We start from the raw sequence: 24,827 nt of genomic DNA on the forward strand, positions 1-24,827 counted from the left end.
GGCGAATTCCCCAGAGTCCAGAGCAGAGGCTCTGGCGTAATGCTTTGCGGCTATCTTGTCGCAGATTGTTGCAAATTCGGCAAGAGTGAATATCCGAGTTCGGGGTTCAACTATTAACGGCCAGGCGTAGAATTTCAGGCATCCCCCCTGCAGTACGAAGCGGGATCGGTACTTCGTGCCATCTTCACCGTAGATGGCAACTTCTCCGCGCCGGAAACGGCATTAGAAGTCAATCGATCAGCTTGAACGCTCAAAAGGCAAAACACCATGAAACCATTACTGATTCTTGCATTGGTCGGTATGTCCTCGTTCGCCCTCGCCGATGAGGCCAAGCCCGTCTCCACCCAGCCAGTGGCCCAGCAGTACGACTACTCCATGAACCTGGATATCAAGCGGGTAATCGAGCTGTCGACCATTCCCAATGTCTGCGAAGTGGTGCCTGCCACCATGACCTATGAAGACCACCAAGGCCAGGTGCATACCATCCAGTACCGTGCCATGGGCGAGGGCTGCCAGCAGGGTTGATCGGCTACAGGTTCGAGCGCCCCCGCGCGGCGCTCGTATACCGCCCGGGCCTGGCACTGGAATGCTGCCGATTGCCAGGCCCACGAGGACATGGGGTTCTACCAGGGGTGGGGTGAAAGCCTGGACCGCCTGGTGGAGTTGGTCCCCCAGCGGATGCCAGACTGAGGTTGCCCTGGGGCAGGCATTCACCCGCCGCAGGGCCGGTAGTGCCAGCGCTGTGCTCAGCTGGCCACGAAATTCGGTGGCGATACCAGTTCCACGGTCTGCTGCTTGCGTGGCGCCAGGATTTCCGCCTCGCCCTGCACCACCAGCTCATCGTTCTGGTTGTACACATTGGTCGCGATGCGCACTTTGAACTTGGGCAGTTTTTCCAGAATTTCCAGGCGTACGGTGAGGGTATCGCCAATCTTCACCGGCTTCTGGAAGCTCATCTGCTGGCCCAGGTAGATGGTGCCAGGGCCTGGCAGGGTGCAGGCCACTGCCGCACTGATCAACGCGCCGCTGAACATGCCGTGGGCGATGCGCTCGCGGAACATGCTCTTGGCCGCGAACTCGGCGTCCAGGTGCACCGGGTTGTGGTCACCGGACATCGCCGCGAACAGCTGGATGTCGCGCTCTTCGACGGACTTCTGATATTGCGCCTTCTGGCCTACTTCGAGGGCTTCGTAAGGCGTGTTGGTGACCTGGGACATCGGGGTTTCCTTGAGCGGTAGGCGAGGGTGGCTGTCATTCACTGCGCACAGGCCGATCAATGGCCAGTGCCTGTTCGAGCCAGCCGACAATGTCGGCAGTGACCTCGTTACGGTTGGTTTCGTTGAGTACTTCATGCCGCGCTTCAGGATAGACGCGTAGCTGTACATGTCGATTGCCGGTGGCGCGCAGGGCGTCGGCCAGATGGGTGAGACGCTTGCCGGCACTGACCGGATCACATTCCCCACCCAATATCAGTATCGGCAGGTTCGGATCGATCTGTGCGAGGTTACCCGGCTGGCTGATCTGCGCCAAGCCTTGCAGCAGGTCCAGCCACAGCTGGTTGCTGCACCGAAAGCCGCACAGTGGGTCGTTGACGTAGCGGTCGACCTCGGCCGTGTCGCGGCTGAGCCAGTCGAACGCCGTGCGGTTGGGCTTGAACGCCTTGTTGAACGCGCCGAAGGACAGCCATTCGATCACCGCGCTTTTACCCAGCGGCCCCTGGCGCCAGGCCTCCAGCCGCGCCACCAGCCGGGCCATGCGGTACAGCGCGGCAGGCTGGTAGTTGGAACCGCTCAGGATCGCCCCGTGCAGGCTGGCGCTGTGGTGCAGCAGGTAAGCCTGGGCGATGTAGCTGCCCATGCTGTGGCCGAACAGGAACAGCGGTGTGCCCGGGTAGTGTTGGCCAATGTACTGGGCCAGCCGGCCGACGTCGTCGACCACGGCATTCCAGCCATGATGGCGGTTGAACAGGCCCAGGCTGCCGTGCTCGGCGCTACGCCCGTGGCCACGCTGGTCAGCGGCGAACACGGCAAAGCCAGCCGCGGCCAGGGCCAGGCCCAGGCGCTGGTAGCGCCCGGCATGCTCGGCCATGCCATGGGCCAGCAAGACTACGGCTTTCACCGGCGTGGCTGGCAGCCATTGCTGCACGTACAGGCGGCAGTGCTCGCTGACGGGCAGCCAGAAGGCGTCGTGGGGCATGGCGGCTCCTTGTGCGCACGGGGTACCGGAACAGTGTATGCACAACCGGCCCGATTGCAGGAAGGGCACAAATAAGATTCACAATGTTAATGGCGGCACTTGGCGTATAGGCCACCCCGGGCTTACCTGCTAACGTCGAAGCAACGCCTGTTTGCCGGTTGGCGACCAGGTCAAGGATCCAAGGACGCAGTGCAGGTCCAGGCAGAGGAACAATAATAAATGCAAGCCGACTTCTGGAATGACAAGCGCCCGGCGGGCGTGCCTTCCACCATCGACATCAATGCCTACGCCTCGGTGGTCGAGGTGTTCGAGCGCTCTTGCAAGCGCTTTGCCGACCGCCCGGCATTCAGCAACCTGGGCGTGACCCTGACCTACGCGCAACTGGAGCAACATTCAGCCGCCTTTGCCGCTTGGTTGCAGCAGCACACCGACCTGCAGCCTGGCGACCGCATCGCGGTGCAGATGCCCAACGTGCTGCAGTACCCGATCGCCGTGTTCGGTGCCATGCGTGCCGGGCTGATCGTGGTCAATACCAACCCGCTGTACACCGAGCGCGAGATGCGCCACCAGTTCAATGACAGCGGCGCGCGGGCGTTGGTCTACCTGAACATGTTCGGCAAGCGGGTGCAGGCCGTGTTGCCCGACACCGGCATCGAGTACCTGATCGAAGCGAAAATGGGCGACCTGCTGCCCACTGCCAAGGGCTGGTTGATCAACACGGTGGTCGACAAGCTGAAAAAGATGGTGCCGGCCTACCACTTGCCCCAGGCACTCTCGTTCAAGCAGGTGCTGCGCCAGGGGCGCGGCCTGGCGCCGCAACCGGTGCCGCAGAGCCTGGACGACATCGCCGTGCTGCAGTACACCGGCGGCACCACCGGGCTGGCCAAAGGCGCCATGCTCACCCACGGCAACCTGGTGGCCAACATGCTGCAGGTGCTGGCGTGCTTTTCGCAGCACGGCCCGGATGGGCAGAAGCTGCTCAAGGATGGCCAGGAGGTGATGATCGCGCCGCTGCCGCTGTACCACATCTACGCGTTCACCGCGAACTGCATGTGCATGATGGTCACCGGCAACCACAACGTGCTGATCACCAACCCGCGGGATATTCCTGGCTTCATCAAGGAGCTGGGCAAGTGGCGTTTCTCTGCATTGCTCGGGCTCAACACCCTGTTCGTGGCGCTGATGGATCACCCGGGCTTTCGCCGGCTGGATTTCTCGGCACTGAAAGTTACCAACTCCGGTGGCACGGCGCTGGTCAAGGCCACTGCCGAACGCTGGGAGGCGCTTACCGGCTGCCGCATTGTCGAAGGCTATGGCCTGACCGAAACCTCGCCGGTGGCCAGCACCAACCCCTACGGTCAGTTGGCCCGGCTGGGTACGGTGGGCATCCCGGTGGCCGGTACCGCCTTCAAGGTCATCGATGATGACGGCAACGAGCTGGCGTTGGGCGAGCGTGGCGAGTTGTGCATCAAGGGGCCGCAGGTGATGAAGGGCTACTGGCAGCAGCCTGAGGCCACCGCCCAGGCCCTGGATGCGGACGGTTGGTTCAAAACCGGTGACATCGCCGTGATCGACCCGGACGGTTTCACGCGGATCGTCGACCGCAAGAAGGACATGATCATCGTCTCGGGTTTCAACGTGTACCCCAACGAGATCGAAGACGTGGTGATGGGCCACCCGCAGGTCGCCAACTGTGCGGCCATCGGCGTGCCCGACGAGCGTTCCGGCGAGGCGGTGAAGCTGTTCGTGGTGCCGCGCGAGGGGGGGCTGAGCGTGGATGAGCTCAAGGCCTACTGCAAGGCCAACTTCACCGGCTACAAGGTGCCCAAGCACATCGTGCTGCGCGAGTCCCTGCCGATGACGCCGGTGGGCAAGATTCTGCGCCGGGAGCTGCGGGATATCGCTTGAGTCAGCGGCAAGCTGCAAGCTGCAAGCTACAAGCTACAAGCTACAAGCTACAAGCTACAAGCTACAAGCTACAAGCTACAAGCTACAAGCTACAAGCTACAAGCTGCAAGCGGTGAATCTGAGCCTTTGGCGCGCTCTATCTTGCCGCTTGAAGCTTGTAACTTGCCACTTTAAGCTAAATACTCTAAAAATGACCCAAATTGTTCATTGAGTCATTTTTGTGACCTTAAGGCCAGTTTTGGCCTCTAGGCGACCCCAGGCAAAGCTGTTACTCTCGGCCCGCTTTCAGATGATCCGGTTTGCAACGAACCGTCATCTCATATCAATAATAAGCGCATCGACGCGTGAATCGAACTTCGCTGTTGCTGAAGGAGTGGGCTTCCATGATCGAACATTTTTGGAAGGATAAGTACCCAGCCGGGATTACGGCGGAAATCAATCCTGACGAATTCCCCAATATCCAGGCAGTACTCAAGCAATCCTGCCAACGCTTTGCCGACAAACCGGCCTTTAGCAACCTGGGCAAGACTATCACTTATGGCGAGTTGTATGCGCTGTCGGGGGCATTTGCCGCCTGGTTGCAGCAGCATACCGACCTCAAGCCGGGTGATCGCATTGCCGTGCAACTGCCCAATGTCCTGCAGTACCCGGTCGCGGTGTTCGGTGCCATACGCGCCGGGCTGATCGTGGTCAACACCAACCCGCTGTACACCGCGCGGGAAATGGAACATCAGTTCAACGACTCTGGCGCCAAAGCCTTGGTGTGCCTGGCCAACATGGCCCACCTGGCTGAGAAAGTGGTGCCCAAGACCCAGGTCCGGCACGTCATCGTCACCGAGGTGGCCGACCTGTTGCCGCCGGTCAAGCGCTTGCTGATCAACAGCGTGATCAAGTACGTGAAAAAGATGGTGCCGGCCTACCACCTGCCGCAGGCCGTGCGTTTCAACGCTGCGCTGGCACTGGGCAAGGGCCAGCCGGTAACCGAGGCCAACCCGCAGGCCAACGATGTGGCGGTGCTGCAGTACACCGGCGGCACCACTGGCGTGGCCAAGGGTGCCATGCTGACCCACCGCAACCTGGTGGCCAACATGCTGCAGTGCCGGGCGCTGATGGGCTCGAACCTGCACGAAGGCTGTGAAATTCTCATCACCCCGCTGCCGCTGTACCACATCTACGCGTTCACCTTCCATTGCATGGCGATGATGCTGATCGGCAACCACAACGTGTTGATCAGCAACCCGCGTGACCTGCCGGCGATGGTGAAGGAACTGGGCAAGTGGAAGTTCACCGGCTTTGTCGGCCTGAACACCCTGTTCGTTGCCCTGTGCAACAACGATGGGTTCCGTGCCCTGGACTTCTCGGCGTTGAAAATCACCTTGTCGGGCGGCATGGCCCTGCAGTTGAGCGTGGCCGAGCGCTGGAAGGCGGTGACCGGTTGCGCCATCTGCGAAGGCTACGGCATGACGGAAACCAGCCCGGTGGCCACGGTCAACCCTTGCGAAGCGAACCAGGTCGGCACCATTGGTATTCCGGTGCCGTCGACCCTGTGCAAGGTGATCGACGAGGCTGGCAACGAGTTGCCGTTGGGCGAAGTCGGCGAACTGTGCATCAAGGGCCCGCAGGTCATGAAGGGCTATTGGCAGCGTGAAGAGGCCACTGCCGAGATCCTCGACAACCAGGGTTGGCTGAAGACCGGCGACATCGCCTTGATCCAGCCAGACGGCTACATGCGTATCGTCGACCGCAAGAAGGACATGATCCTGGTCTCCGGCTTCAATGTGTACCCCAACGAGCTGGAAGATGTGCTTGCCGGCTTGCCTGGCGTGTTGCAGTGCGCGGCCATCGGGGTGCCGGACGAGAAGTCGGGCGAAGTGATCAAGGTGTTCATCGTGGTCAAGCCGGGCATGACCGTGACCAAGGAGCAGGTGATGGAGCACATGCGTGCCAACGTGACCGGCTACAAGGTGCCGCGCTATATCGAGTTCCGCGATGCGCTGCCGACCACCAACGTGGGCAAGATCCTGCGCCGCGAGCTGCGTGATGAAGAGCTGAAGAAGCAGGGCCTGAAGAAGATCGCCTGACCCTGCGCGGCCCCTGTAGGAGCGGCCTTGTGTCGCGATGGGCCGCGAAGCGGCCCCGTCCATTTCAGCACCCATGCCAGGATCCAGGGGCCGCTTTGCGGCCCATCGCGACACAAGGCCGCTCCTACAGCGAGGGCATGGGTTCTGGGCTCAGCGCAGTTTTTCCAGCATCTGGTAATACCACATGCCGGCCGCCAGCAGCGGGTTGCCCAGCAAGTCACCCATCGGCACCCGCACATGCTTGCACTGGGCGAAGGTGTCGAACTGCTCGAGCGTACCGGTCAACGCCTCGGCCATGATCTCGCCCATGATGTGGCTGGTGGCAATGCCGTGCCCGGAATACCCCTGGCAATACCACACGTTGTCCGACAGCTTGCCCAGCTGTGGAATGCGGTTGACCACGATGCCCATGGCGCAGCTCCACTGGAACTCGATCGGCACGCCCTTCAATGCCGGGAACGTGCGCTCGATGCATGGCCGCAGTTCGCCTTCGATGTCCCGCGAGTCACGGCCGGAGTAGTTGGCGCCGCCACCGAACAGCAGGCGCTTGTCGGCTGTCAGGCGGTAATAGTCGAGCACGAAGCGGCAGTCGTACACCGCCAGGTCGTGGGGGTTGATCTGCTCGGCCAGTTCGCCCAGTGGCGCGGTGGTGACGATCCCGCCCATGGCCGGGAATATCTTGCCCTTGAGTTGGCGCTTTTCCAGCTTGTGGTACACATCGCCGGCCAGCATCACCTGGCGTGCCTCGACCCGGCCGTGGGCGGTAACCACCGCCGGGCGCGGGCCATGCACGATGTCCAGCACTTCGGAGTTTTCGAACACCAGCGCGCCCAGGCCGTGTGCGGCGCGGGCCTCACCCAGGCACAGGTTGAGCGGGTGCAGGTGCAGGTTACGCAGGTTCTTCAAGGCGCCCATGTACAGTGGGCTCTGCAGGTGCTCAGCCACTGCCGCGCGGTCGAGCATTTGAACCTGCTCGCCCATGCCCCGGCGTTGCGCTTCGGCCTCGAACGCGCGTAGCTCGTTCATGTGCGAGGGTTTCATGGCGGCATGCAGGTGACCGCGCTTGAGGTCACAATCGATGCCGTAGCGCGCTACGCGCTGCTCGATTACCTGGTGGCCACGCCAGCGCAGGTGCCAGATGAAGTCATCGACCTCGGCGCCCAGGTGGTTGCGCATCTGTGAGCGCATGGCTTCGTCGCCTGACAGGCTGCCAGTGACTTGGCCACCGTTACGGCCGCTGGCACCCCAGCCTATACGGTTGGTTTCGACGATGGCCACCTTGAGGCCGCGCTCGGCCAGCTCGACCGCCGTAGCCACGCCGGTGAAGCCGCCGCCGATGATTGCCACATCCACCTGCACCGTGCCCTTGAGTTGCGGGTACTCGGTAGGGTCGTTGAGGGTGGCGCTGTAGTAGGACGGCGCGCGCTGCGCCGGGCCTTTGTGCAATGCTGCGTTCATGGGTGTTCCTTGAATGTTGAGGGGCTCAGGCCTGGTGCAGGTACCAGCGCCAGTCCTGTTCGCTGACTTCGGCCATGAACTGGCGGTACTCTGCGCGCTTGACCTTCAGGTACACGCCGAGGAAGTCCTCGCCCAATGCTTCGCGGGCCCAAGCCGACTGCTGCAGGGCGTCGAGCGCCGTCAGCCAGTCGGTGGGCAGGTGTTCGGTGGCCTGGGCATAACCGTTGCCTTGCACCGGTGCCCCTGGGTCCAGCTGTTCGCGAATGCCACGGTGGCTGGCTGCCAGGATCGCTGCCGCCGCCAGGTAGGGGTTGGCATCGGCGCCGCAGATGCGGTGCTCCACATGCCGGCTGTTGGCCGGGCCACCGGGTACGCGCAGGCTCACAGTGCGGTTGTCCACGCCCCAGGTGGGTGCCAGTGGTGCATAACTGTTGGCCTGGAAGCGGCGGAACGAATTGGCGTTGGGGCAGAACAGCAGCAGTGACTCGCGCAGGTGGCGCAGCATGCCGGCGACCGCCTGGCGCAGCAGCGGCGTGCCAGCCTTGTCGTCGCTGGCGAACAGATTGGTGCCAACGTGGTCAGCCAGGCTCAGGTGCATGTGCATGCCAGTACCCGCCAGGTGCGCGAATGGCTTGGCCATGAAGCAGGCCTGCATGCCGTGGGCATGGGCCACGCCCTTGACCAGGCGCTTGTAGCGTACCGCCTGGTCCATGGCCTGCAGTGCGTCACCGTGCTCCAGGGTGATTTCCACTTGGCCGGGGGCGTATTCGGAAATGGCCGTACGGGCCGGGATGCCCTGGGCTTTGCAGGCGGCATACAGATCGGCGAGAAACGGCTCGATCTGTTCCAGTTCGCGCAGGCCGTACACCTGGGTGCTGCGCGGGCGCCCGCCATCGTTGTCCAGTGCCGGTTGCGGGCGGCCTTGGGCGTCGCGCTGCTGGTCAAGCAGGTAGAACTCCAGTTCGCAGGCCATCACCGGGTGGTAGCCGTCGGCCTGCAGCGCCTCGATGGTGCGCAGCAGCACGTGGCGCGGGTCGGCGATGCTGGCAGGCAAACCCTCGCTCGGGTGCATGCTCACCTGCACCGCGGCGGTCGGCACCCGGCGCCAGGGCAACCTTGCCAGGCTGCCCTCGAGCGGGTAGGCGCGGCAGTCGATATCACCCACATCCCAGACCAGCCCAGAGCTTTCCACATCGTCGCCGTTCAGGGTCAGGCCGAGAATGGTACTGGGTAGCGGCCGGCCGCTCTGGTACACGGCCAGCAACTCGTCGCGGTGCAGCAGCTTGCCGCGGGGTACGCCGTTGGCGTCGAGAATGAACAGTTCGAACAACTCGATATCAGGGTTGTCGGCCAGAAAACGGGCGGCGTGCTCTACGGGGGCAAAATGCATGTTGGGTTCGCTCACGGCTGCGCAGGGCCACCGCACTGGCGGGCGGCCCGGCTGGGGCAAACGGCCAGAGGCTGGCCGGGTTTGGTTACAACGGCGTGAGGGCGGTATCCGGTGGGCGGGCGTGGCGGCAGTGCCACAAGGCCCAGAAGGCGAGGATGATGTGCACCAGCGGGTTTTCCCCGGCACGGCTGCGGGCCTTCGGTAGCGAAGGGCGCGGCAACGGTGGGGCGATGGGCTGGGCGGGCGTCATGGTTTTGATACTCACATGCGGCGTAAGGGTGATTAAAGCAGTGAATGGCAACCTTTACATAAGGACTTGCTAAACTTTCAGCCACTGTGCGATCCCTTGTAGGAGCGGCCTTGCGTCGCGATGGGCTGCGGTAGCAGCCCCCAAATCTGCGCCCCGGCACAAAACCACGGGGCTGCTGCGCAGCCCATCGCGACGCAAGGCCGCTCCTACACGGTGCGCGCCAGCCTGGACAGCAAAACAGGCGCAAATCTGCGACAATCGCGCATCCTCAGAATGCCGATCATGAAAAAGCAGGCTCACCTGCATCATTAAAAAGCCCCATGACTGACCACGCCATCGACAAATTGCTGCACAACCTCGACCACGCCATGATTGCCGACCGCCACCGCTTGCGGCGGCAATTGCATGAGCTGCGCAAGCGCCCAGACGAGGCCAAGCTGGCGCAGTGGGTGGAGAAGGTTCAGGCCTCCTGCGCCCAGGTTACCGCGCGCCAGCAGAGCGTGCCGGTCGTGCGTTACGACGACAACCTGCCGATCGCTGCCAAACGCGACGAAATCAAGAAGGCCCTCGCCGAACACCAGGTGCTGGTGATCGCCGGTGAAACCGGTTCGGGCAAGACCACGCAGTTGCCGAAGATCTGCCTGGAACTGGGCCGTGGCAGCCATGGCCTGATTGCCCACACCCAGCCACGGCGCATTGCCGCGCGCAGCGTGGCGGCGCGGGTGGCCGAAGAGCTGGGTACGCCGCTGGGTGGGTTGGTCGGCTACCAAGTCCGTTTCGAAGACCAGAGCGACGCCAACACCCTGGTCAAGCTGATGACCGACGGCATCCTGCTGGCCGAAACCCAGCATGACCGCTTTCTCGAACGCTACGACACGATCATCGTCGACGAAGCCCACGAGCGCAGCCTGAACATCGACTTCCTGCTCGGCTACCTGAAGACCTTGCTGCACCGCCGGCCCGAACTGAAGCTGATCATCACCTCGGCGACCATCGACCTGGAGCGCTTCTCCAAACACTTCGACAATGCGCCGATCATCGAGGTGTCTGGCCGCACCTTCCCTGTGGAAACCTGGTACCGCCCGCTGACCAGCGAGCAGGACGAGGAGGGCAACCAGATCGAGGACGACCTGACGGTCGACCAGGCGATTCTCGCCACCCTCGAGGAGCTGGCCCAGCATGAGCGCAGCCAAGGCAAAGGCCCTGGCGACGTGTTGATCTTCTTGCCGGGCGAGCGGGAAATCCGCGATGCCGCCGAGATCCTGCGCAAGGCGCAACTGCGCCATACCGAGATTCTGCCGCTTTACGCGCGCCTGTCGCCGGCCGAGCAGCAGCGCATCTTCCAGCCGCACACCGGGCGCCGCGTGGTGCTGGCCACCAACGTCGCCGAAACCTCGCTGACCGTACCGGGCATTCGCTATGTGATCGACACCGGTACTGCGCGCATCAGCCGCTACAGCTACCGCGCCAAGGTTCAGCGCCTGCCCATCGAGGCGGTGTCGCAGGCCAGTGCCAACCAGCGTAAAGGCCGTTGCGGCCGGGTTGAGCCGGGCATTTGCGTGCGCTTGTACAGCGAAGAGGATTTCAACAGCCGGCCGGCGTTCACCGACCCGGAAATCCTGCGTACCAACCTGGCGGCGGTGATTCTGCAAATGCTGCACCTGCGCCTGGGTGCCATTGACGCTTTCCCGTTCATCGAGCCGCCAGATGGCAAGGCCATCAGCGACGGCTTCAACCTGTTGCAGGAACTGTCAGCGGTCAACCGCGAGAACCAGCTGACGCCAATCGGCCGCCAGTTGGCGCGCCTGCCCATCGACCCGCGGCTGGGCCGCATGCTGCTGGAGGGCGCACGCCAGGGTAGTTTGCAGGAAGTGTTGATCGTCACCAGCGCGTTGTCGGTGCAGGACCCGCGCGAACGCCCGCCCGAGCGCCAGCAGGCGGCGGACCAGGCGCACGCGCAATGGAAGGATGTGGACTCCGACTTCGCTGCGTTGGTGAATTTGTGGCGCGGCTTTGAAGAACAGCGCCAGGCGCTGACCGCCAACCCGTTGCGCAACTGGTGCCGCAAGCACTTTCTCAATTACCTGCGCCTGCGCGAATGGCGCGATGCCCATCGCCAGCTGGCATTGATTTGCCGTGACCTGCAACTGACGGTGAACAAGGAACCGTCCGACTACCAGAAGTTTCACAAGGCCATCCTCAGCGGCCTGCTCAGCCAGATCGGCCACAAAACCGAAGAGGGCGACTACCAGGGGGCTCGCCAGCGGCGCTTCTGGGTACACCCGTCGTCGGGCCTGGGGCGTAAGCGTCCGCAGTGGGTGATGGCCGCCGAGTTGGTCGAAACCACCAAGTTGTATGCACGCGTGGTGGCCCGGATCGAACCGGATTGGATCGAGCCGCTGGCCGGCCACCTGGTCAAGAAGAACCACTTCGAGCCGCACTGGGAGAAAAAGCGCGGGCAGGTCGTGGCCTATGAGCAGATCACCTTGTATGGCCTGATTCTGGTCGGGCGGCGCCCGGTGCATTTTGGCCCGATCGACCCGGCCACCTCGCGTGAGCTGTTCATCCGCGAGGGCCTGGTAGGCGGCGAGATCCAGTCGCGGGCCAAATGCCTGGCGGCCAACAAGCGCCTGCTGGAGCAGCTTGATGAACTGGAGGCCAAAGCGCGTCGGCGCGATATTCTCGCCGATGAAGAAACGCTGTATGCGTTCTACGAAGCGCGCCTGCCCGAAGAAATTCACCAGACTGCGACCTTCGATGCCTGGTACCGCATGGGCAGCCAGAAGGATGCCAACCTGCTGATCATGCGCGAAGAGGACGTGCTGGCGCGTGAGGCCAGCGAGGTCACGGCGGCCCAGTACCCCGACAGCCTGCAGGTGGGCGAACTGCGCCTGCCGCTGGCCTATCACTTTGAACCGGGGCACCCGCGCGATGGCGTGACCGTGCGCGTGCCTGCGCCGTTGTTGCCGAACCTGCCGGGTGAACGCCTCGAGTGGCTGGTGCCGGGCCTGCTCGAAGCCAAATGCGTGGCGCTGGTACGCAACCTGCCCAAGGCCCTGCGCAAGAACTTCGTGCCGGTGCCTGACTTCGTCAAGGCATCGCTGGCACGCATGCCGTTCGCCCAAGGGGCCTTGCCCCAGGCCCTGGGCCAGGAATTGTTGCGCATGACCGGTGTGCGTGTACCCGACGAAGCCTGGGCCGAGTCGGTGAGCCTGGTCGAGGGCCACCTGCGGATGAATATCGAGGTGGTCGACGGCCAGGGCAAATTCCTGGGCGAGGGCCGCGACCTGGCCGAGCTGACTGCCCGCTTTGCCGCCGCCAGCCAGGCCGCGTTGGCCGTACCGCGCACGGCTGACGCCGAAAAGCCGGTGCAGGCCAAGGCCTTCAGCCCCGTGGCGCAGACCACTCAGCAAAAGATCGCCGGCCTGTCGATGACGGTCTACCCGGCATTGGTGGACGAAAACGGTACGGTGCGCGAAGGCCGCTTCTCGACCCAGGCCGAAGCCGAGTTCCAGCACCGCCGTGCCTTGCAGCGGCTGCTGCTGCAGCAACTGGCCGAGCCGGCCAAGTTCCTGCGGGGCAAGCTGCCGGGGCTGACCGAACTGGGCCTGCTGTACCGCGAGCTGGGGCGTGTCGACGCGCTGGTCGAGGACATTCTGCTGGCCAGCCTGGACAGCTGCATCCTCGAGGGTGAACAGCCCTTGCCACGCGAGGGGGCGGCCTTGGCCGGGCTGGCCGAACGCAAGCGCGGCAGTTGGGCCGAGCACGCCGAGCGCCTGGCCCGGCAGACGCTGGAAGTGTTGAAGCTGTGGCACGGCCTGCAGAAGCGCTTCAAAGGCAAGATCGACCTCAGCCAGGCCGTGGCGCTAAATGACATCAAGCAGCAGTTGGGCAACCTGGTATACCCAGGGTTCGTGCGCGAAACCCCGGCCACCTGGTTCAAGGAACTGCCGCGTTACCTCAAGGCAGTGGAACTGCGCCTGGAGAAACTCGGCGCGCAGGTGCAGAAGGACCGGGTATGGAGCGGCGAGCTGGCCAACCTGTGGGCGCAGTACAAGGCTCGCGCCGACAAGCATGCCCAGGAGGGCAAGCGCGATGAGCAACTGACCCTGTACCGTTGGTGGCTGGAGGAATACCGGGTGTCACTGTTCGCTCAGCAACTGGGCACCAAAGTGCCGATTTCTGACAAAAGATTGAGCAAGCAGTGGGGCCAGGTGGAAGGCTAAACTTTCACAGTTGTGGCAGTATTGATGCAATTTGGGGCCGCCTGGCGGCCCTTCGCGGGTGAGCCCCTCGCCCCTAACTTGGCACTAAAGTGCCACTAGGCTGTCCTATTCCCGCCAGCGCCCCCGTGGCGATGGCCTTCGAACAGAGGAACGACCGTGCATAACGTCGTGATCAGCGGCACCGGCCTGTACACCCCGGCCCAGAGTATTTCCAACGAAGAACTGGTGGCCTCCTTCAACGCCTGGTCCCAGCAGTTCAACCAGGACAACGCCGCCGCCATCGAGCGTGGCGAAGTCGAAGCGGCGCCCTTGTCGGATGCTGCGTTCATCGAAAAGGCCTCGGGCATCAAGAGCCGCTTCGTGATGGACAAGGCCGGCATCCTCGACCCCCAGCGCATGAAGCCACGCCTGCCGGAGCGTTCCAATGACGAACCCTCGGTGCTTTGCGAAATGGCCGTGGCCGCTGCCCGCCAGGCCTTGCAGCGTGCGGGCCGCACGGCTGCTGACATCGACGGCGTGATCGTCGCCTGCTCCAACCTGCAGCGCCCGTACCCGGCCATCGCCATCGAAGTGCAGCAGGCGCTGGGCATTCAGGGCTTTGCCTTCGACATGAACGTAGCCTGTTCCTCGGCCACGTTCGGCATCCAGACCGCAGCCAATAGCGTGGCCCTGGGCCAGGCGCGTGCAGTACTGATGGTCAACCCCGAGGTGTGCACCGGGCACTTGAACTTCCGTGACCGCGACAGCCACTTCATCTTCGGTGATGCGGCCACCGCCGTGGTGCTTGAGCGCGCCGACAAGGCCAGCTCGGCGCACCAGTTCGATATTGTCAGCAGCAAGCTGTGGACCGAATTCTCCAACAATATCCGCAACAATTTCGGCTTCCTCAACCGTGCCGCGGAAGAGGGGCAGGGCGCTGCGGACAAGCTGTTCATCCAGGAAGGCCGCAAGGTGTTCCGCGAGGTGTGCCCGAAAGTGGCCGAACTGATCGGTGAGCACCTGCAGGAAAACGGCCTGAACCCAAGCGATGTGAAGCGCTTCTGGTTGCACCAGGCCAACCTCAGCATGAACCACCTGATCGTCAAGAAGCTGCTGGGGCGAGAAGTGGCCGAGGAAGACGCCCCGGTGATTCTGGACCGTTACGCCAATACCAGCTCGGCAGGCTCGGTCATTGCCTTCCACCTGTACCAGGATGACCTGGCCAAGGGCGCGCTGGGGGTGTTGAGCTCGTTCGGTGCGGGGTATTCGATTGGCAGTGTGATCCTGCGCAAGCGCTGATTACCTGGTCTGATCCGAGATAGCCGGGGCCGCTTTGCGGCCCATCGCGACACAAGGCCGCTCCTACAGCAAATCGCGTACCTGCAAAGGGCGCATTCCCCTGTAGGAGCGGCCTTGTGTCGCGATGGGCTGCAAAGCAGCCCCAGCTATTTCTTTCACAGGCAAAAAAGAGCGGGAAACGCCGGATGGGGTCGGCATTTCCCGCTGTTGCGTGTTTAGAACTTGGCTTCCAGGTCTAGCTGCAGGGTATCCACGTCCGCATTGCTGTTGGGCAGGTTGGAGTAGTCGGTCTTGGCCATCAGGTAGGTTGCACCTACGCCGAAGTTCTTGTCGATTTCATAACCGACCTTGAATTTGTGGCCACGCGAACCTGTGAAGCCGGCGCCGAAGTCAGAGTCGGTGAACAGGCTGACCACACCATTACGCTGCACGTCGCGGTAGTTGTAGTCCAGGCTCCAGGCGCCGATCTTGCTCTTCAGGCCGGCCAGCCAGGCTTTGTCCTTGCCGTCGGTGCTTTCGGTATTCTTGACGAACTGGCCGTAGGCAGACAGCGGTATGGCAAAGCCGGTGAAGTCGACCTGTCCGAAGCCTTCCACCAGGTTGAACTCGTTGGTAGTGTTGCCCAGCGAGGCCAGGGCGGCCGAAGCCTTGTCGTTGTCGTAGCCGTAGATGCTGCCGCCCACGGTCACCTTGACGGTGTCGGCTGCGTTGAACTTGGTGCCCAGCTGGCCAGCGTACAGCTGCGCGTCATGCTTGAACTGCACGCCGTCGCCATCGACGTTGTCTTTCAGGTTGTAGTGACCAAGGCTGCCGAAGACTTCAGCCGCGCCAACGTTCATCTTGTAGGTAGCTGCCACACCTTCCGGGTTGATGTCGCTGTCCCAGATGATGTCGCCCATGCTGACCCACGGCTGGTTCATCTTGCCGCCGATCAGGTGCAGGTTGGGCACGGCAGTCGGGTGCCAGTCGAGGTAGGCCAGGTCGACCCACAGCGATTTCTTCTCGAAGTAGTTGTCCAGGCTCTGGTTGGTCGAGCGGGCATCGGCGCTGCTGCCGGTGGCTACACGCACGCCGGCGTCGACTTGCGGGTTGATCTCGCTGTAGAAGCCGACACGGGCACGTACTCGCTCACGGTCCTGGTTGCCACTGCGGGAGATCGGGTTGTCGACGTTGACGTCTTCGTAACGCAGGCGCACATCGCCCTTGATCTGGGTCTTGGCGGCCCATGCCACTTTCTGTTCGAAGGAGCTCATACGTTCGGACTGAGCTTTCTGATCGGCCTTTTCCTTGGTTTCTTTTGCCAGATCGCCTTGCAGTTCATTGTACTGCGCCTGGTTGATCGAGCCGTTGGCGCGCAGCATTTCGAGCAGCTTGGCGTCGACAGCAGCACTGGCCGGGGCGCTCAGGGCCAGCATCATGCCGGTGAGGCTCATTCCGGTAAGTGTAGAAACAAGACGCATAAGGTTCTCCCTACTGAAAAAAATGGGGGAGGCTCAAGCGCCTGCCCCTGTGTTGGCATGTCTTCGGAAAGGGCCTGAATAGACAGGTTCTGGTGTTCCGGAAAACAGGCGCAAGTATTGCGAGGGGCGGTGACAGATTAATGTCTGATTAGTGGCACTGTTGTTAAGTAATTGAGAATAAGCGGGTCAGCCTGGCGTTCATCATTTGAGTGACGCGCCTGGGTTGGTGATACTGAACGCCTCCCGACTGCGAGCCAAAACCGTGACCAGCCTGTACAGCCTTGCCCATTTGCGTGATCTTCCGGCGACCACCTGGGATGCCTTGGTGCCTGCCGGCCAACCCTTCCTGCGCCATGGCTTTCTCAGCGCCATGGAGGACAGCGCCAGCGTTGCTCCCCAGACGGGCTGGGCTGCCGAGCACCTGGTGCTGGAGCGTGACGGGCAGGTGCGGGCGCTGTTGCCGGCCTACCGCAAGTGGCATTCGTTTGGCGAGTACGTGTTCGACCACGGTTGGGCCGAGGCCTGTGAGCGGGCCGGCATTGCCTATTACCCCAAGTTGCTGGGGGCGGTCCCGTTCAGCCCGGTCAGCGGCCCGCGTTTGCTGGCCGGCGACCCGGCCGATGGGCTGCTGTTGCTGCAGGCGTTACCTGAATACCTGGGCAAGGGCGGGCTGTCGGGTGCCCACGTCAATTTCACCGATGCGGCACTGGACCAGCAGTTGGCCCGCCTGCCGGGCTGGCTGGAGCGCCTGGGGTGCCAGTTTCACTGGCAAAACCGCGGCTATCGCGACTTCCAGGACTTTCTCGACAGCCTCAGCTCGCGCAAGCGTAAGCAGATGCGCAAGGAGCGCGAGCAGGTGGCGGGGCAGGGCATCGATTTTCGTTGGTACCGGGGCAATGAACTGGACGAGGCGCAGTGGGACTTCGTGTTCCGCTGCTACGCCAACACCTATGCCGTGCGGCGCCGTGCGCCCTACCTGACCCGTGCGTTCTTCAGCCTGCTTGCCGAGCGCATGCCCGAGGCGCTACGGGTGGTGATGGCCCGCCAGGGCGGGCGGGATGTGGCCATGGCCTTGAGCCTGGTGGGGGGGGGCAGCTTGTTTGGCCGCTATTGGGGTTGCCTGGACGAATTCGACCGGCTGCATTTCGAAACCTGTTTCTACCAGGGCATGGACTTCGCCATTGCTGAAGGTTTGCAGCGCTTCGATGCTGGTGCGCAAGGTGAGCACAAGCTGATTCGCGGGTTTGAGCCGGTGCTGACGCGGTCGTGGCATTACCTGCTGCACCCTGGGTTGCGGCGGGCGGTGGAAGATTTTCTGGTGCAGGAGCGGGAAGGGGTGAAGGGTTATGCCGAGGAGGCGCGGGGGATGTTGCCTTACCGCCGGGACTGAGAGACTTGTATTGCTTGTAATGGCCCTATCGCTGGCAAGCCAGCTCCCACAGAGATCGCCTCAGGGCTAACAGATACTGTGGCGAGCACCTGGCAACCCTGGTGCCCTTGCCAGAAACCATAGAATCTCCCACAGGATCACCCCACACCTTGATATCTGTGGGTACCTGTGGGAGCTGGCTTGCCAGCGATAGGGCCATTACAGGCGTCAGTCAACCCCGACAAACCCCCCTGTCTGGTGATGCCACAACCTGGCATAAAGCCCTTGCTGTTCCAGCAGTTCGCTATGACTGCCACTCTCGACAATGCGCCCTTTGTCCAGCACCACCAGCCGGTCCATCCGGGCAATGGTGGAAAGCCGGTGGGCAATGGCGATCACCGTCTTGCCCTGCATCAGCGTCTCCAGGCTTTCCTGGATTGCTGCCTCTACCTCTGAGTCCAGCGCCGACGTAGCTTCGTCCATGATCAGGATCGGCGCATTCTTCAGCAGTACCCGGGCAATCGCAATACGCTGGCGCTGGCCGCCCGACAACTTGACCCCGCGTTCGCCCACATGGGCATCGAAACCGCTGCGGCCCTGGGCATCCGAGAGCTGTGGGATGAACTCGTCGGCCCTGGCCCGGTGCACGGCTTCCTGAAGTTCGGCGTCGCTGGCGCCGGGGCGGCCGTAAAGCAGGTTGTCGCGGATGGAACGGTGCAGCAACGAGGTGTCCTGGGTGATCATGCCGATCTGCGCGCGCAGGCTGGCCTGGCTGACTTCGGCAATGTCCTGGCCGTCGATCAGGATGCGCCCGCCCTGCACGTCGTACAGCCGTAGCAGCAGGTTGACCAGGGTCGACTTGCCGGCCCCGGATGGGCCGATCAAGCCGATTTTCTCGCCTGGGCGGATGTCCAGGTTCAGGCCTTCGATCACGTTGCCGGCCTTGCCGTAATGAAAGTCGACATTGTCGAAACGTACCGCGCCACGGCTGACTTTCAGGGCCGGGGCGTTGGGCCGGTCGGTGACGGTGACAGGCTGGGCGATGGTCTGCAGGCCATCCTGCACCATGCCGATGTTTTCGAAGATGCCGTTGACCACCCACATGATCCAGCCGGACATGTTGACGATGCGGATCACCAGGCCCGTGGCCAGGGCAATGGCGCCGACGGTGATCAGCGATTGGCTCCACAGCCACAGCGCCAGGCCGGTGGTGCTGACCACCAGCAGGCCGTTGAGGGTGGTGATGACCACGTCCATGCTGGTAACCACGCGCGAGGCCAGTTGGGTTTTCTCGGTCTGTTCGCGGATCGCTTCGCGCGCGTACTGCTGCTCGTGATCGGTGTGGGCGAACAGCTTCAACGTAGCGATGTTGGTATAGCCGTCCACGATACGCCCCATCAGTTTGGAGCGGGCGTCGGATGAGATCACCGACCGCTCTTTCACCCGGGGTACGAAGTAGCACAGCGCGCCGATGTAGCCGACGATCCACAGCAGCAGTGGCAGCATCAGGCGCCAGTCGGCCTCGGCGAACAGCACCAGCGAGGTAACGGCGTAGATCAGCACATGCCACAGCGCGTCCACCGCCTGCACGGCGGAGTCACGCAGCGAGTTGCCGGTTTGCATGATGCGTTGGGCAATGCGCCCGGCAAAGTCGCTCTGGAAGAAGTTCAGGCTCTGCTTGAGCACGTAGCTGTGGTTTTGCCAGCGGATCAGGCTGGTCATGCCGGGGTTGATGGTCTGGTGCACCAGCAGGTCGTGCAGGCCGAAGAACAGCGGCCGCAACAGCAGGATCACAACCAGCATCCAGGCCAGCTCGCCTTTGTGCTCACTGAAGAAGTTGACGTTGGGTGTGCCCTGGGCCAGGTCGATGATGCGGCTGAGGTAGCTGAACATCGCTACCTCGATCAGCGAGGCGAACAGGCCGACTACCAACAGCGCCAGGAAGCTGGGCCAGACCTGGCGCAGGTAATACAGGTAGAACGCCCACACGGTGCTCGGCGGCGATTCGCTGGGTGCTTCGCGGAAGATGTCGATCAGTTGCTCGAAACGACGGTACAGCATGGGTAGCGACACTCCTGTTCCAGCCTGCCTTCAGGCGGTTGCACGTCCCTGTGCAGCCTGCGGTCAGTCGATACGTTTGGCCGACTTGATGAACACCGGGTCAGCCGGCACATCGCGCATGCCTTTCTTCACGGTAGTGGGCGAGTTGACGATCTGGTCGACCACCTCCATGCCTTTGGTCACCTTGCCGAACACGGCGTAACCGGCATCGCGGCCCGGGTTGAGGAAATCGTTGTCGGCGACATTGATGAAGAACTGGCTGGTAGCCGAGTTGGGGTTGGAGGTGCGTGCCATCGACAGGGTGCCGCGGGTGTTCTGCAAGCCATTGCTGGCTTCGTTCTTGATCGGGTCCTTGGTGTCTTTCTGCACCATCTGCTCGGTAAAGCCGCCACCCTGGACCATGAAGCCGGGGATTACCCGGTGGAAAATGGTGTTGTTGTAGAAGCCGCTGTCGACGTACTGCAGGAAGTTCTTCGTGCTGACCGGTGCCTTCTCGGCGTTCAGCTCGATTTCGACCTGGCCGAAGCTGGTGTCCAGCAGCACGTGCGGGGTCTTGTCGGAGGCCATGACGCTGGTGGCGAAGGCGAGTGAGCAGGCGGTGAGCAGGAGTTTTTTCAGCATGGGCTCAAAGATCCTTGAGGGGTGGAAGCGGCTGCGAGGAACTGCAGCAGGGTCTGGTTGAAGACCTCGGGTTGATCGAGGGGGGTAGCGTGCCGGGAATCGTCGACGACGACCAGCCTGGCGTTGGGGATCAGGGCGACATAGCGTTGTTTCAGTTGTATCGGCGTGTAATCGTGGTCGGCGGCAATCACCAGGGTAGGACACTGGATCTGGCCGATGCGTTCCTGCACGCCCCAGTCGACGATGGCATCGAAGCTTTTGAGGTAGGCGCGCTTGTCGTTGCGCGCCCAGCGCTGGGCCATTTTCTGCCGCAGCGCGGCCTGCTCGGGTTTGGGGAACAGCCGTTCGGCCAGGCCTTTGCCCACGGTTTCGACACTCAGGACGCGTGCCAGGCCCCAGCGCTTGAGCCACCACAACCAGTCGCTGCGGCTGCGGCGCTTGACCTCGGGGGCACTGTTGACGATGCACAGGCTGCGCAGCCACTGAGGGTGGTCGACGGCAAACTGGAAGCCGACCATGCCGCCCATCGACAGGCCAACGAAGTGCACCGGGCCGGTGTGCAGGTGTTCGAGCAGGGCCAGCAGGTCGGCACTGAAGGTTGCAATGTGGTAGCCGTCCTGTGGCTTGTCGGAGCGGCCGTGGCCACGGATGTCCATGAGGATCACCCGGTAGTGCTGGCTGAGCACGGGCACCTGAAGCTCCCAGTCCTGGCTGCTGGAGCCCAGCCCATGCAACAACACCAGGGGTTGGCCTTGGCCATATTCCTGGTAATGCAGCGTGCATCCTTCGTGTTCGAAGTAGGCCATGGGCGCGGTCCTTTCAAGCTTGCGGGGGGGCTGCGAAGGGCACGTCCAGCGGCGCAGTGTCGAAGTTGCGCAGCAAATCGATGAGAATCTGCGTGGCCGGGCCCAGGGTCTTTTCCTTGCTCGAATAAAGGTAGAACAGTGGGTGGCGGCTGCCACCCTGATCCAGCGGCAAAGGCTTGAGTACGCCTTCGCGCAGCTCGCGCTCGATCATGTGCCGGGGCAGCCAGGCAAAGCCCAGGCCGCTGCTGACGAAGGTGGCGGCGGTGCCCAGGCTACCGACGGTCCAGCGCTGTTCGGCACCCAGCCAGCCAACGTCGCGTGGCTGGGCCCGGCCAGAGTCGCGGATCACCACTTGCAGCTGGCTTTCCAAGTCCTGGAAGGTCAGTTCACGGCCCAGGCGGTGCAAGCTGTGTTCGGGGTGGGCAACGGCAACGAATTCCACGGCACTCAGCTCGGCGCCCAGGTAGCCGCCGATGCTGTAGCTGCTGATGGCCAGGTCGGCGATGCCTTCGTGCATCACTTCTTCCACGCCCGACAGCACTTCTTCACGCAGGCGCACGCGGCAGCCACGGCTTTGCGGCATGAAGGCGGCCAGCGCGCGCACCAGCCGGGCGCTGGGGTAGGCGGCGTCGACCACCAGGCGTACTTCGGCTTCCCAGCCCTGCTCCATGTGGTGGGCCAGGTCCTCGAGCTGGCTGGCCTGCTTGACCAGGTGGCGCGAGCGGCGCAGCAGCACACTGCCGGCTTCGGTCAGCACCGCCTTGCGGCCGTCGATGCGCAACAAGGGCACGCCCAGTTGTTCCTGCATGCGGGCCACGGTGTAGCTGACCGAAGATTGCGAGCGGTGCAGGGCCTCCGCAGCCTGGGCAAACCCGCCATGGTCGACCACTGCTTGCAGGGTCCGCCACTGGTCAAGGGTTACGCGCGGCGCTTTCATCTTTCGCTCCTGTTGTCCTAAGCTGCGCTCTTTGCAAGGAGAGCGGCCATGAAGAAATGTTGTGCGGCAATATTGATGTGCCTGCCCCTCGGGGCCATGGCTTATCCCATCGATGTGGACAAGCACCTGGACGGGGTCAAGCTCGACTACACCGCGTACGACACCGCCTACGACATTGGCGCCATTACCCTGAACAACTATGGGCAGGTCGCGGCGGCCTGCAAGGTGACCTTCCGTAATGGCCCGGAGGCACCACGGGTTCGCCGGGTGACCGTAGCAGCCGGGAAAAGCGCCGACGTCACGGCCAAATTCAACCGGCAGATCATCAAGCTGCGCATCACCTTGCAATGCAGTGCGGAATAAACTGATTAATCGATAGGTTGAACCCACTTTTTACGCTTTTTTATCGATAGGTCAAGCCTTAATCTCTCCTCCATCGAATCGCAACCCTTTTGCCGATGGAGGCACCGCCCAATGGCCCACGTACTGATCATCGAAAGCAGCGCCCGCCAGCAGGATTCCGTTTCCCGCCAGCTGACCCAGGACTTCATTGCGCAATGGCAAGCTGCCCACCCGGCCGATCAGATCACGCTGCGCGACCTGGCGCTGAACCCGGTGCCGCACCTGGATGCCAACCTGCTGGGCGGCTGGATGAAACCCGAAGCGCAGCGCAGCGCTGCCGAGCTGGAGGCCCTGGCCCGCTCCAACGAACTGACCGACGAATTGCTGGCGGCCGATGTGCTGGTAATGGCTGCTCCCATGTACAACTTCACCATCCCCAGCACCCTGAAAGCCTGGCTGGACCATGTGCTGCGTGCCGGCATCACCTTCAAGTACACCCCGACTGGCCCGCAGGGCCTGCTGACCGGCAAGCGCGCCATCGTCCTGACCGCCCGTGGCGGCATCCATGCCGGTGCCAGCAGCGACCACCAGGAACCGTATCTGCGGCAGGTGATGGCCTTCATCGGCATTCACGATGTCGACTTCATCCATGCCGAGGGCCTGAACATGAGCGGCGAGTTCCACGAAAAGGGCCTCAACCAGGCCAAGGCCAAACTGGCGGCGGTGGCCTGAACGTTATCGAATTCCCAACCCTGACACCTGTTTTTGCTCCTTTGGGTGTACCTGCCCGGCCTCGGTGGCCGGGCTTTTTTATGCCTGGTGTTTTGTGGATGGCTGTGCCGGCCTGTTCGCGGGCTTGCCCGCTCCCACAGGGATATCCCCGCACTTGAGTCCTGTGATTTACCTGTTGGAGCGGGCAAGCCCGCGAACAGGCCGGCACAGCCCCCACATTCCTCATGGTTGATCACAAAGCCTGCAACCCGCTAAGGTCGCCGCCTTGATTCACGAGAGACAACCATGGGCTACCTGATAATCGTCGCGCTGATCCAGGCGTTTTCCTTCAGCCTGATCGGCGAGTATCTGGCCGGGCACGTCGACAGCTACTTCGCCGTGCTCGCGCGGGTGCTGCTGGCCGGCCTGGTGTTTTTGCCGCTGACCCGCTGGCGCCAGGTCGAGCCGCGCTTCATGCGCTCGATGCTGCTGATCGGTGCGTTGCAGTACGGCATCACCTACGTCTGCCTGTACCTGAGCTTTCGCGTGCTCACGGTGCCGGAAGTGCTGCTGTTCACCATCCTCACGCCATTGCATGTAACCCTGATCGAAGACGCCATGAACCGGCGTTTCAACCCGTGGGCATTGCTGGCCGCGCTGGTGGCCGTGGCTGGCGCGGCGGTGATCCGCTTCGACAGCATCAGCGGTGAGTTCTTCACCGGTTTCCTGCTGCTGCAGTTGGCCAACTTCACCTACGCCGCCGGCCAGGTGCTGTACCGCCACCTGGTCGCACGCAACCCCAGCGACCTGCCGCACTACACCCGTTTTGGCTACTTCTACCTCGGCGCCCTCCTGGTGGTGCTGCCGGCCTTCCTGCTGTTCGGCAATGCCCAGCACCTGCCGAGTACCGATGTGCAATGGCTGGTGTTGCTGTTCCTCGGGTTGTGCCCGACGGCGCTGGGCTTGTACTGGTGGAACAAGGGCGCGTGCCTGGTATCTGGCGGTACCCTGGCGGTGATGAACAACCTGCATGTGCCTGTGGGGCTGCTGCTCAACCTGCTGATCTGGAACCAGCACGAGCCGCTGGGGCGGCTGTTCATTGGCGGTGCGATCATCATCGCCTCGGTATGGCTGAGCCGCCTGGGTGGCCGTGGGCGAGCGCCGCTGTCTGGCAAGGCCTGACATGCTGACCCTCTCCAACGGTGTGCAACTGCCGGATACGGACATCGAGCTGAGCTACATCCGTGCCCAAGGCGCGGGTGGGCAGAACGTCAACAAAGTGTCCAGCGCGGTGCACCTGCGCTTCGACATACGCGCCTCATCGCTGCCCGCGTTTTACAAGGAGCGGCTGCTGGCGCTACGGGACAGCCGCATTACCGGCGATGGCGTGTTGATCATCAAGGCCCAGCAGTTCCGTACCCAGGAGCAGAACCGCGCGGATGCCTTGGCACGCCTTGCCGAGTTGATCATCGCTGCCGGCAAGACCGAAAAGAAACGCCGCCCCACCAAGCCCACCCTCGGCTCGAAGACCCGCCGGCTCGAAGGGAAGGCCAGACGCAGTACGGTCAAGGCGGGGCGGGGCAAGGTGGACTTCTGAGGCCGTAGGCGGAACGGGCTATTGCGCAGGCTTGAATGGCTGCGCGCCCAGTGTAGGAGCGGGTTTACCCGCGAATGCGGTGGTGGCTGTAACGGGGAATGCCGGAAGATACTGGTCAGCAGGCCCGGCCTCTTCG

20 protein-coding genes and 1 pseudogene are annotated in these 24,827 nt (G+C 62.9%); 11 read left to right on the top strand and 10 right to left on the bottom strand.

What is annotated here, in order from left to right; translation table 11 throughout:
• Window positions 1-267: 267 nt before the first annotated feature.
• Both ACF8SD_RS02830 and ACF8SD_RS02835 read left to right on the top strand, forming a co-directional pair.
• Entirely contained in the window at window positions 268-525 is a 258-nt protein-coding gene (locus ACF8SD_RS02830; RefSeq protein WP_173887969.1) for a DUF2790 domain-containing protein, read from the top strand.
• A 36-nt stretch (window positions 526-561) separates the two neighbouring features.
• A pseudogene (locus tag ACF8SD_RS02835) lies at window positions 562-690 on the top strand (polyketide cyclase); the annotation flags it as partial.
• 56 nt (window positions 691-746) lie between these two features.
• Here the strand turns inward: ACF8SD_RS02835 and ACF8SD_RS02840 are convergent.
• On the bottom strand, window positions 747-1,217 hold the full coding sequence (locus tag ACF8SD_RS02840; protein WP_009686767.1) for a MaoC family dehydratase: 471 nt from the start codon (window positions 1,215-1,217) through the stop codon (window positions 747-749).
• Between the two features lie 34 nt (window positions 1,218-1,251).
• A complete protein-coding gene (locus ACF8SD_RS02845; protein ID WP_173887970.1) occupies window positions 1,252-2,196 on the bottom strand; it encodes an alpha/beta hydrolase in 945 nt (314 codons plus the stop codon).
• 219 nt (window positions 2,197-2,415) lie between these two features.
• Here ACF8SD_RS02845 and fadD2 point away from each other — a divergent pair, with 219 nt between their 5' ends.
• Window positions 2,416-4,104: a long-chain-fatty-acid--CoA ligase FadD2 gene (gene fadD2, locus ACF8SD_RS02850; protein ID WP_392485107.1), complete on the top strand. Its 1,689-nt coding sequence runs from the start codon at window positions 2,416-2,418 to the stop codon at window positions 4,102-4,104.
• Between the two features lie 383 nt (window positions 4,105-4,487).
• A complete protein-coding gene (fadD1, locus tag ACF8SD_RS02855) occupies window positions 4,488-6,185 on the top strand; it encodes a long-chain-fatty-acid--CoA ligase FadD1 (protein ID WP_392485108.1) in 1,698 nt (565 codons plus the stop codon).
• Window positions 6,186-6,335: 150 nt separating this feature from the next.
• On the opposite strand, the gene ACF8SD_RS02860 is transcribed toward fadD1, so the two are convergent.
• The 3 genes from ACF8SD_RS02860 to ACF8SD_RS02870 form a co-directional block, all read right to left on the bottom strand.
• The gene (locus ACF8SD_RS02860) at window positions 6,336-7,643 is read right to left on the bottom strand and encodes an FAD-binding oxidoreductase (RefSeq protein WP_029885384.1); all 1,308 of its coding nucleotides are present in this window, start codon (window positions 7,641-7,643) and stop codon (window positions 6,336-6,338) included.
• A gap of 25 nt (window positions 7,644-7,668) precedes the next feature.
• Window positions 7,669-9,033: a glutamine synthetase family protein gene (locus ACF8SD_RS02865; protein ID WP_173887973.1), complete on the bottom strand. Its 1,365-nt coding sequence runs from the start codon at window positions 9,031-9,033 to the stop codon at window positions 7,669-7,671.
• Window positions 9,034-9,118: 85 nt separating this feature from the next.
• Window positions 9,119-9,283 carry a hypothetical protein gene (locus ACF8SD_RS02870; RefSeq protein WP_009686760.1) on the bottom strand — a complete coding sequence of 55 codons (165 nt, stop codon included), beginning with the start codon at window positions 9,281-9,283 and terminating at the stop codon, window positions 9,119-9,121.
• A gap of 320 nt (window positions 9,284-9,603) precedes the next feature.
• On the opposite strand from ACF8SD_RS02870, the gene hrpA reads away from it, so the two are divergent.
• Entirely contained in the window at window positions 9,604-13,509 is a 3,906-nt protein-coding gene (gene hrpA, locus ACF8SD_RS02875; RefSeq protein WP_392485111.1) for an ATP-dependent RNA helicase HrpA, read from the top strand.
• Between the two features lie 156 nt (window positions 13,510-13,665).
• Window positions 13,666-14,787, top strand: a complete 1,122-nt coding sequence (locus tag ACF8SD_RS02880; RefSeq protein WP_173887975.1) for a beta-ketoacyl-ACP synthase III — start codon at window positions 13,666-13,668, stop codon at window positions 14,785-14,787.
• A gap of 215 nt (window positions 14,788-15,002) precedes the next feature.
• On the opposite strand, the gene ACF8SD_RS02885 is transcribed toward ACF8SD_RS02880, so the two are convergent.
• A complete protein-coding gene (locus ACF8SD_RS02885; RefSeq protein ID WP_392485113.1) occupies window positions 15,003-16,247 on the bottom strand; it encodes a putative porin in 1,245 nt (414 codons plus the stop codon).
• A gap of 262 nt (window positions 16,248-16,509) precedes the next feature.
• Here ACF8SD_RS02885 and ACF8SD_RS02890 point away from each other — a divergent pair, with 262 nt between their 5' ends.
• On the top strand, window positions 16,510-17,637 hold the full coding sequence (locus ACF8SD_RS02890) for a GNAT family N-acetyltransferase (RefSeq protein ID WP_392485115.1): 1,128 nt from the start codon (window positions 16,510-16,512) through the stop codon (window positions 17,635-17,637).
• Window positions 17,638-17,844: 207 nt separating this feature from the next.
• On the opposite strand, the gene ACF8SD_RS02895 is transcribed toward ACF8SD_RS02890, so the two are convergent.
• The 4 genes from ACF8SD_RS02895 to ACF8SD_RS02910 all read right to left on the bottom strand — a co-directional run bounded on the left by ACF8SD_RS02895 (window position 17,845) and on the right by ACF8SD_RS02910 (window position 22,041).
• Window positions 17,845-19,677, bottom strand: a complete 1,833-nt coding sequence (locus ACF8SD_RS02895) for an ABC transporter ATP-binding protein (protein WP_280091508.1) — start codon at window positions 19,675-19,677, stop codon at window positions 17,845-17,847.
• A gap of 63 nt (window positions 19,678-19,740) precedes the next feature.
• Window positions 19,741-20,298 (bottom strand): peptidylprolyl isomerase A, encoded by a 558-nt coding sequence (locus ACF8SD_RS02900; protein ID WP_009683102.1) that lies wholly within the window; start codon window positions 20,296-20,298, stop codon window positions 19,741-19,743.
• Window positions 20,292-21,104, bottom strand: a complete 813-nt coding sequence (locus ACF8SD_RS02905; protein ID WP_009683101.1) for an alpha/beta fold hydrolase — start codon at window positions 21,102-21,104, stop codon at window positions 20,292-20,294. Before ACF8SD_RS02905 ends, ACF8SD_RS02900 begins: the two co-directional genes overlap by 7 nt.
• A gap of 13 nt (window positions 21,105-21,117) precedes the next feature.
• Complete coding sequence (locus tag ACF8SD_RS02910) at window positions 21,118-22,041, bottom strand: LysR family transcriptional regulator (protein WP_009683100.1); 924 nt, start codon at window positions 22,039-22,041, stop codon at window positions 21,118-21,120.
• A gap of 48 nt (window positions 22,042-22,089) precedes the next feature.
• Here ACF8SD_RS02910 and ACF8SD_RS02915 point away from each other — a divergent pair, with 48 nt between their 5' ends.
• From ACF8SD_RS02915 to arfB, 4 genes are all read left to right on the top strand, one after another.
• The gene (locus ACF8SD_RS02915; RefSeq protein ID WP_173887980.1) at window positions 22,090-22,404 is read left to right on the top strand and encodes a 3-phosphoglycerate kinase; all 315 of its coding nucleotides are present in this window, start codon (window positions 22,090-22,092) and stop codon (window positions 22,402-22,404) included.
• A 111-nt stretch (window positions 22,405-22,515) separates the two neighbouring features.
• Entirely contained in the window at window positions 22,516-23,115 is a 600-nt protein-coding gene (locus tag ACF8SD_RS02920) for an FMN-dependent NADH-azoreductase (protein WP_054882185.1), read from the top strand.
• A gap of 285 nt (window positions 23,116-23,400) precedes the next feature.
• Window positions 23,401-24,276, top strand: a complete 876-nt coding sequence (locus ACF8SD_RS02925; RefSeq protein WP_274411849.1) for a carboxylate/amino acid/amine transporter — start codon at window positions 23,401-23,403, stop codon at window positions 24,274-24,276.
• Window position 24,277: 1 nt separating this feature from the next.
• Window positions 24,278-24,691: an alternative ribosome rescue aminoacyl-tRNA hydrolase ArfB gene (arfB, locus tag ACF8SD_RS02930; RefSeq protein ID WP_009683095.1), complete on the top strand. Its 414-nt coding sequence runs from the start codon at window positions 24,278-24,280 to the stop codon at window positions 24,689-24,691.
• The last annotated feature ends 136 nt before the right edge of the window (window positions 24,692-24,827 follow it).

Origin of the sequence: Pseudomonas sp. CJQ_9, from assembly GCF_043106615.1 — a bacterium.
GTDB lineage: Bacteria > Pseudomonadota > Gammaproteobacteria > Pseudomonadales > Pseudomonadaceae > Aquipseudomonas > Aquipseudomonas juntendi.

Excerpts from the sequence above, each read along its gene's own strand:
- ACF8SD_RS02845 (WP_173887970.1), bottom strand. The coding sequence starts at position 2,196 with ATGCCCCACGACGCCTTCTGGCTGCCCGTCAGCGAGCACTGCCGCCTG.
- fadD1 (WP_392485108.1), top strand. The coding sequence starts at position 4,488 with ATGATCGAACATTTTTGGAAGGATAAGTACCCAGCCGGGATTACGGCG.
- ACF8SD_RS02895 (WP_280091508.1), bottom strand. The coding sequence starts at position 19,677 with ATGCTGTACCGTCGTTTCGAGCAACTGATCGACATCTTCCGCGAAGCA.
- ACF8SD_RS02915 (WP_173887980.1), top strand. The coding sequence starts at position 22,090 with ATGAAGAAATGTTGTGCGGCAATATTGATGTGCCTGCCCCTCGGGGCC.
- hrpA (WP_392485111.1), top strand. The coding sequence starts at position 9,604 with ATGACTGACCACGCCATCGACAAATTGCTGCACAACCTCGACCACGCC.
- arfB (WP_009683095.1), top strand. The coding sequence starts at position 24,278 with ATGCTGACCCTCTCCAACGGTGTGCAACTGCCGGATACGGACATCGAG.
- ACF8SD_RS02920 (WP_054882185.1), top strand. The coding sequence starts at position 22,516 with ATGGCCCACGTACTGATCATCGAAAGCAGCGCCCGCCAGCAGGATTCC.
- ACF8SD_RS02860 (WP_029885384.1), bottom strand. The coding sequence starts at position 7,643 with ATGAACGCAGCATTGCACAAAGGCCCGGCGCAGCGCGCGCCGTCCTAC.
- fadD2 (WP_392485107.1), top strand. The coding sequence starts at position 2,416 with ATGCAAGCCGACTTCTGGAATGACAAGCGCCCGGCGGGCGTGCCTTCC.
- ACF8SD_RS02830 (WP_173887969.1), top strand. The coding sequence starts at position 268 with ATGAAACCATTACTGATTCTTGCATTGGTCGGTATGTCCTCGTTCGCC.
- ACF8SD_RS02910 (WP_009683100.1), bottom strand. The coding sequence starts at position 22,041 with ATGAAAGCGCCGCGCGTAACCCTTGACCAGTGGCGGACCCTGCAAGCA.
- ACF8SD_RS02865 (WP_173887973.1), bottom strand. The coding sequence starts at position 9,033 with ATGCATTTTGCCCCCGTAGAGCACGCCGCCCGTTTTCTGGCCGACAAC.
- ACF8SD_RS02925 (WP_274411849.1), top strand. The coding sequence starts at position 23,401 with ATGGGCTACCTGATAATCGTCGCGCTGATCCAGGCGTTTTCCTTCAGC.
- ACF8SD_RS02885 (WP_392485113.1), bottom strand. The coding sequence starts at position 16,247 with ATGCGTCTTGTTTCTACACTTACCGGAATGAGCCTCACCGGCATGATG.
- ACF8SD_RS02900 (WP_009683102.1), bottom strand. The coding sequence starts at position 20,298 with ATGCTGAAAAAACTCCTGCTCACCGCCTGCTCACTCGCCTTCGCCACC.
- ACF8SD_RS02870 (WP_009686760.1), bottom strand. The coding sequence starts at position 9,283 with ATGACGCCCGCCCAGCCCATCGCCCCACCGTTGCCGCGCCCTTCGCTA.
- ACF8SD_RS02905 (WP_009683101.1), bottom strand. The coding sequence starts at position 21,104 with ATGGCCTACTTCGAACACGAAGGATGCACGCTGCATTACCAGGAATAT.
- ACF8SD_RS02840 (WP_009686767.1), bottom strand. The coding sequence starts at position 1,217 with ATGTCCCAGGTCACCAACACGCCTTACGAAGCCCTCGAAGTAGGCCAG.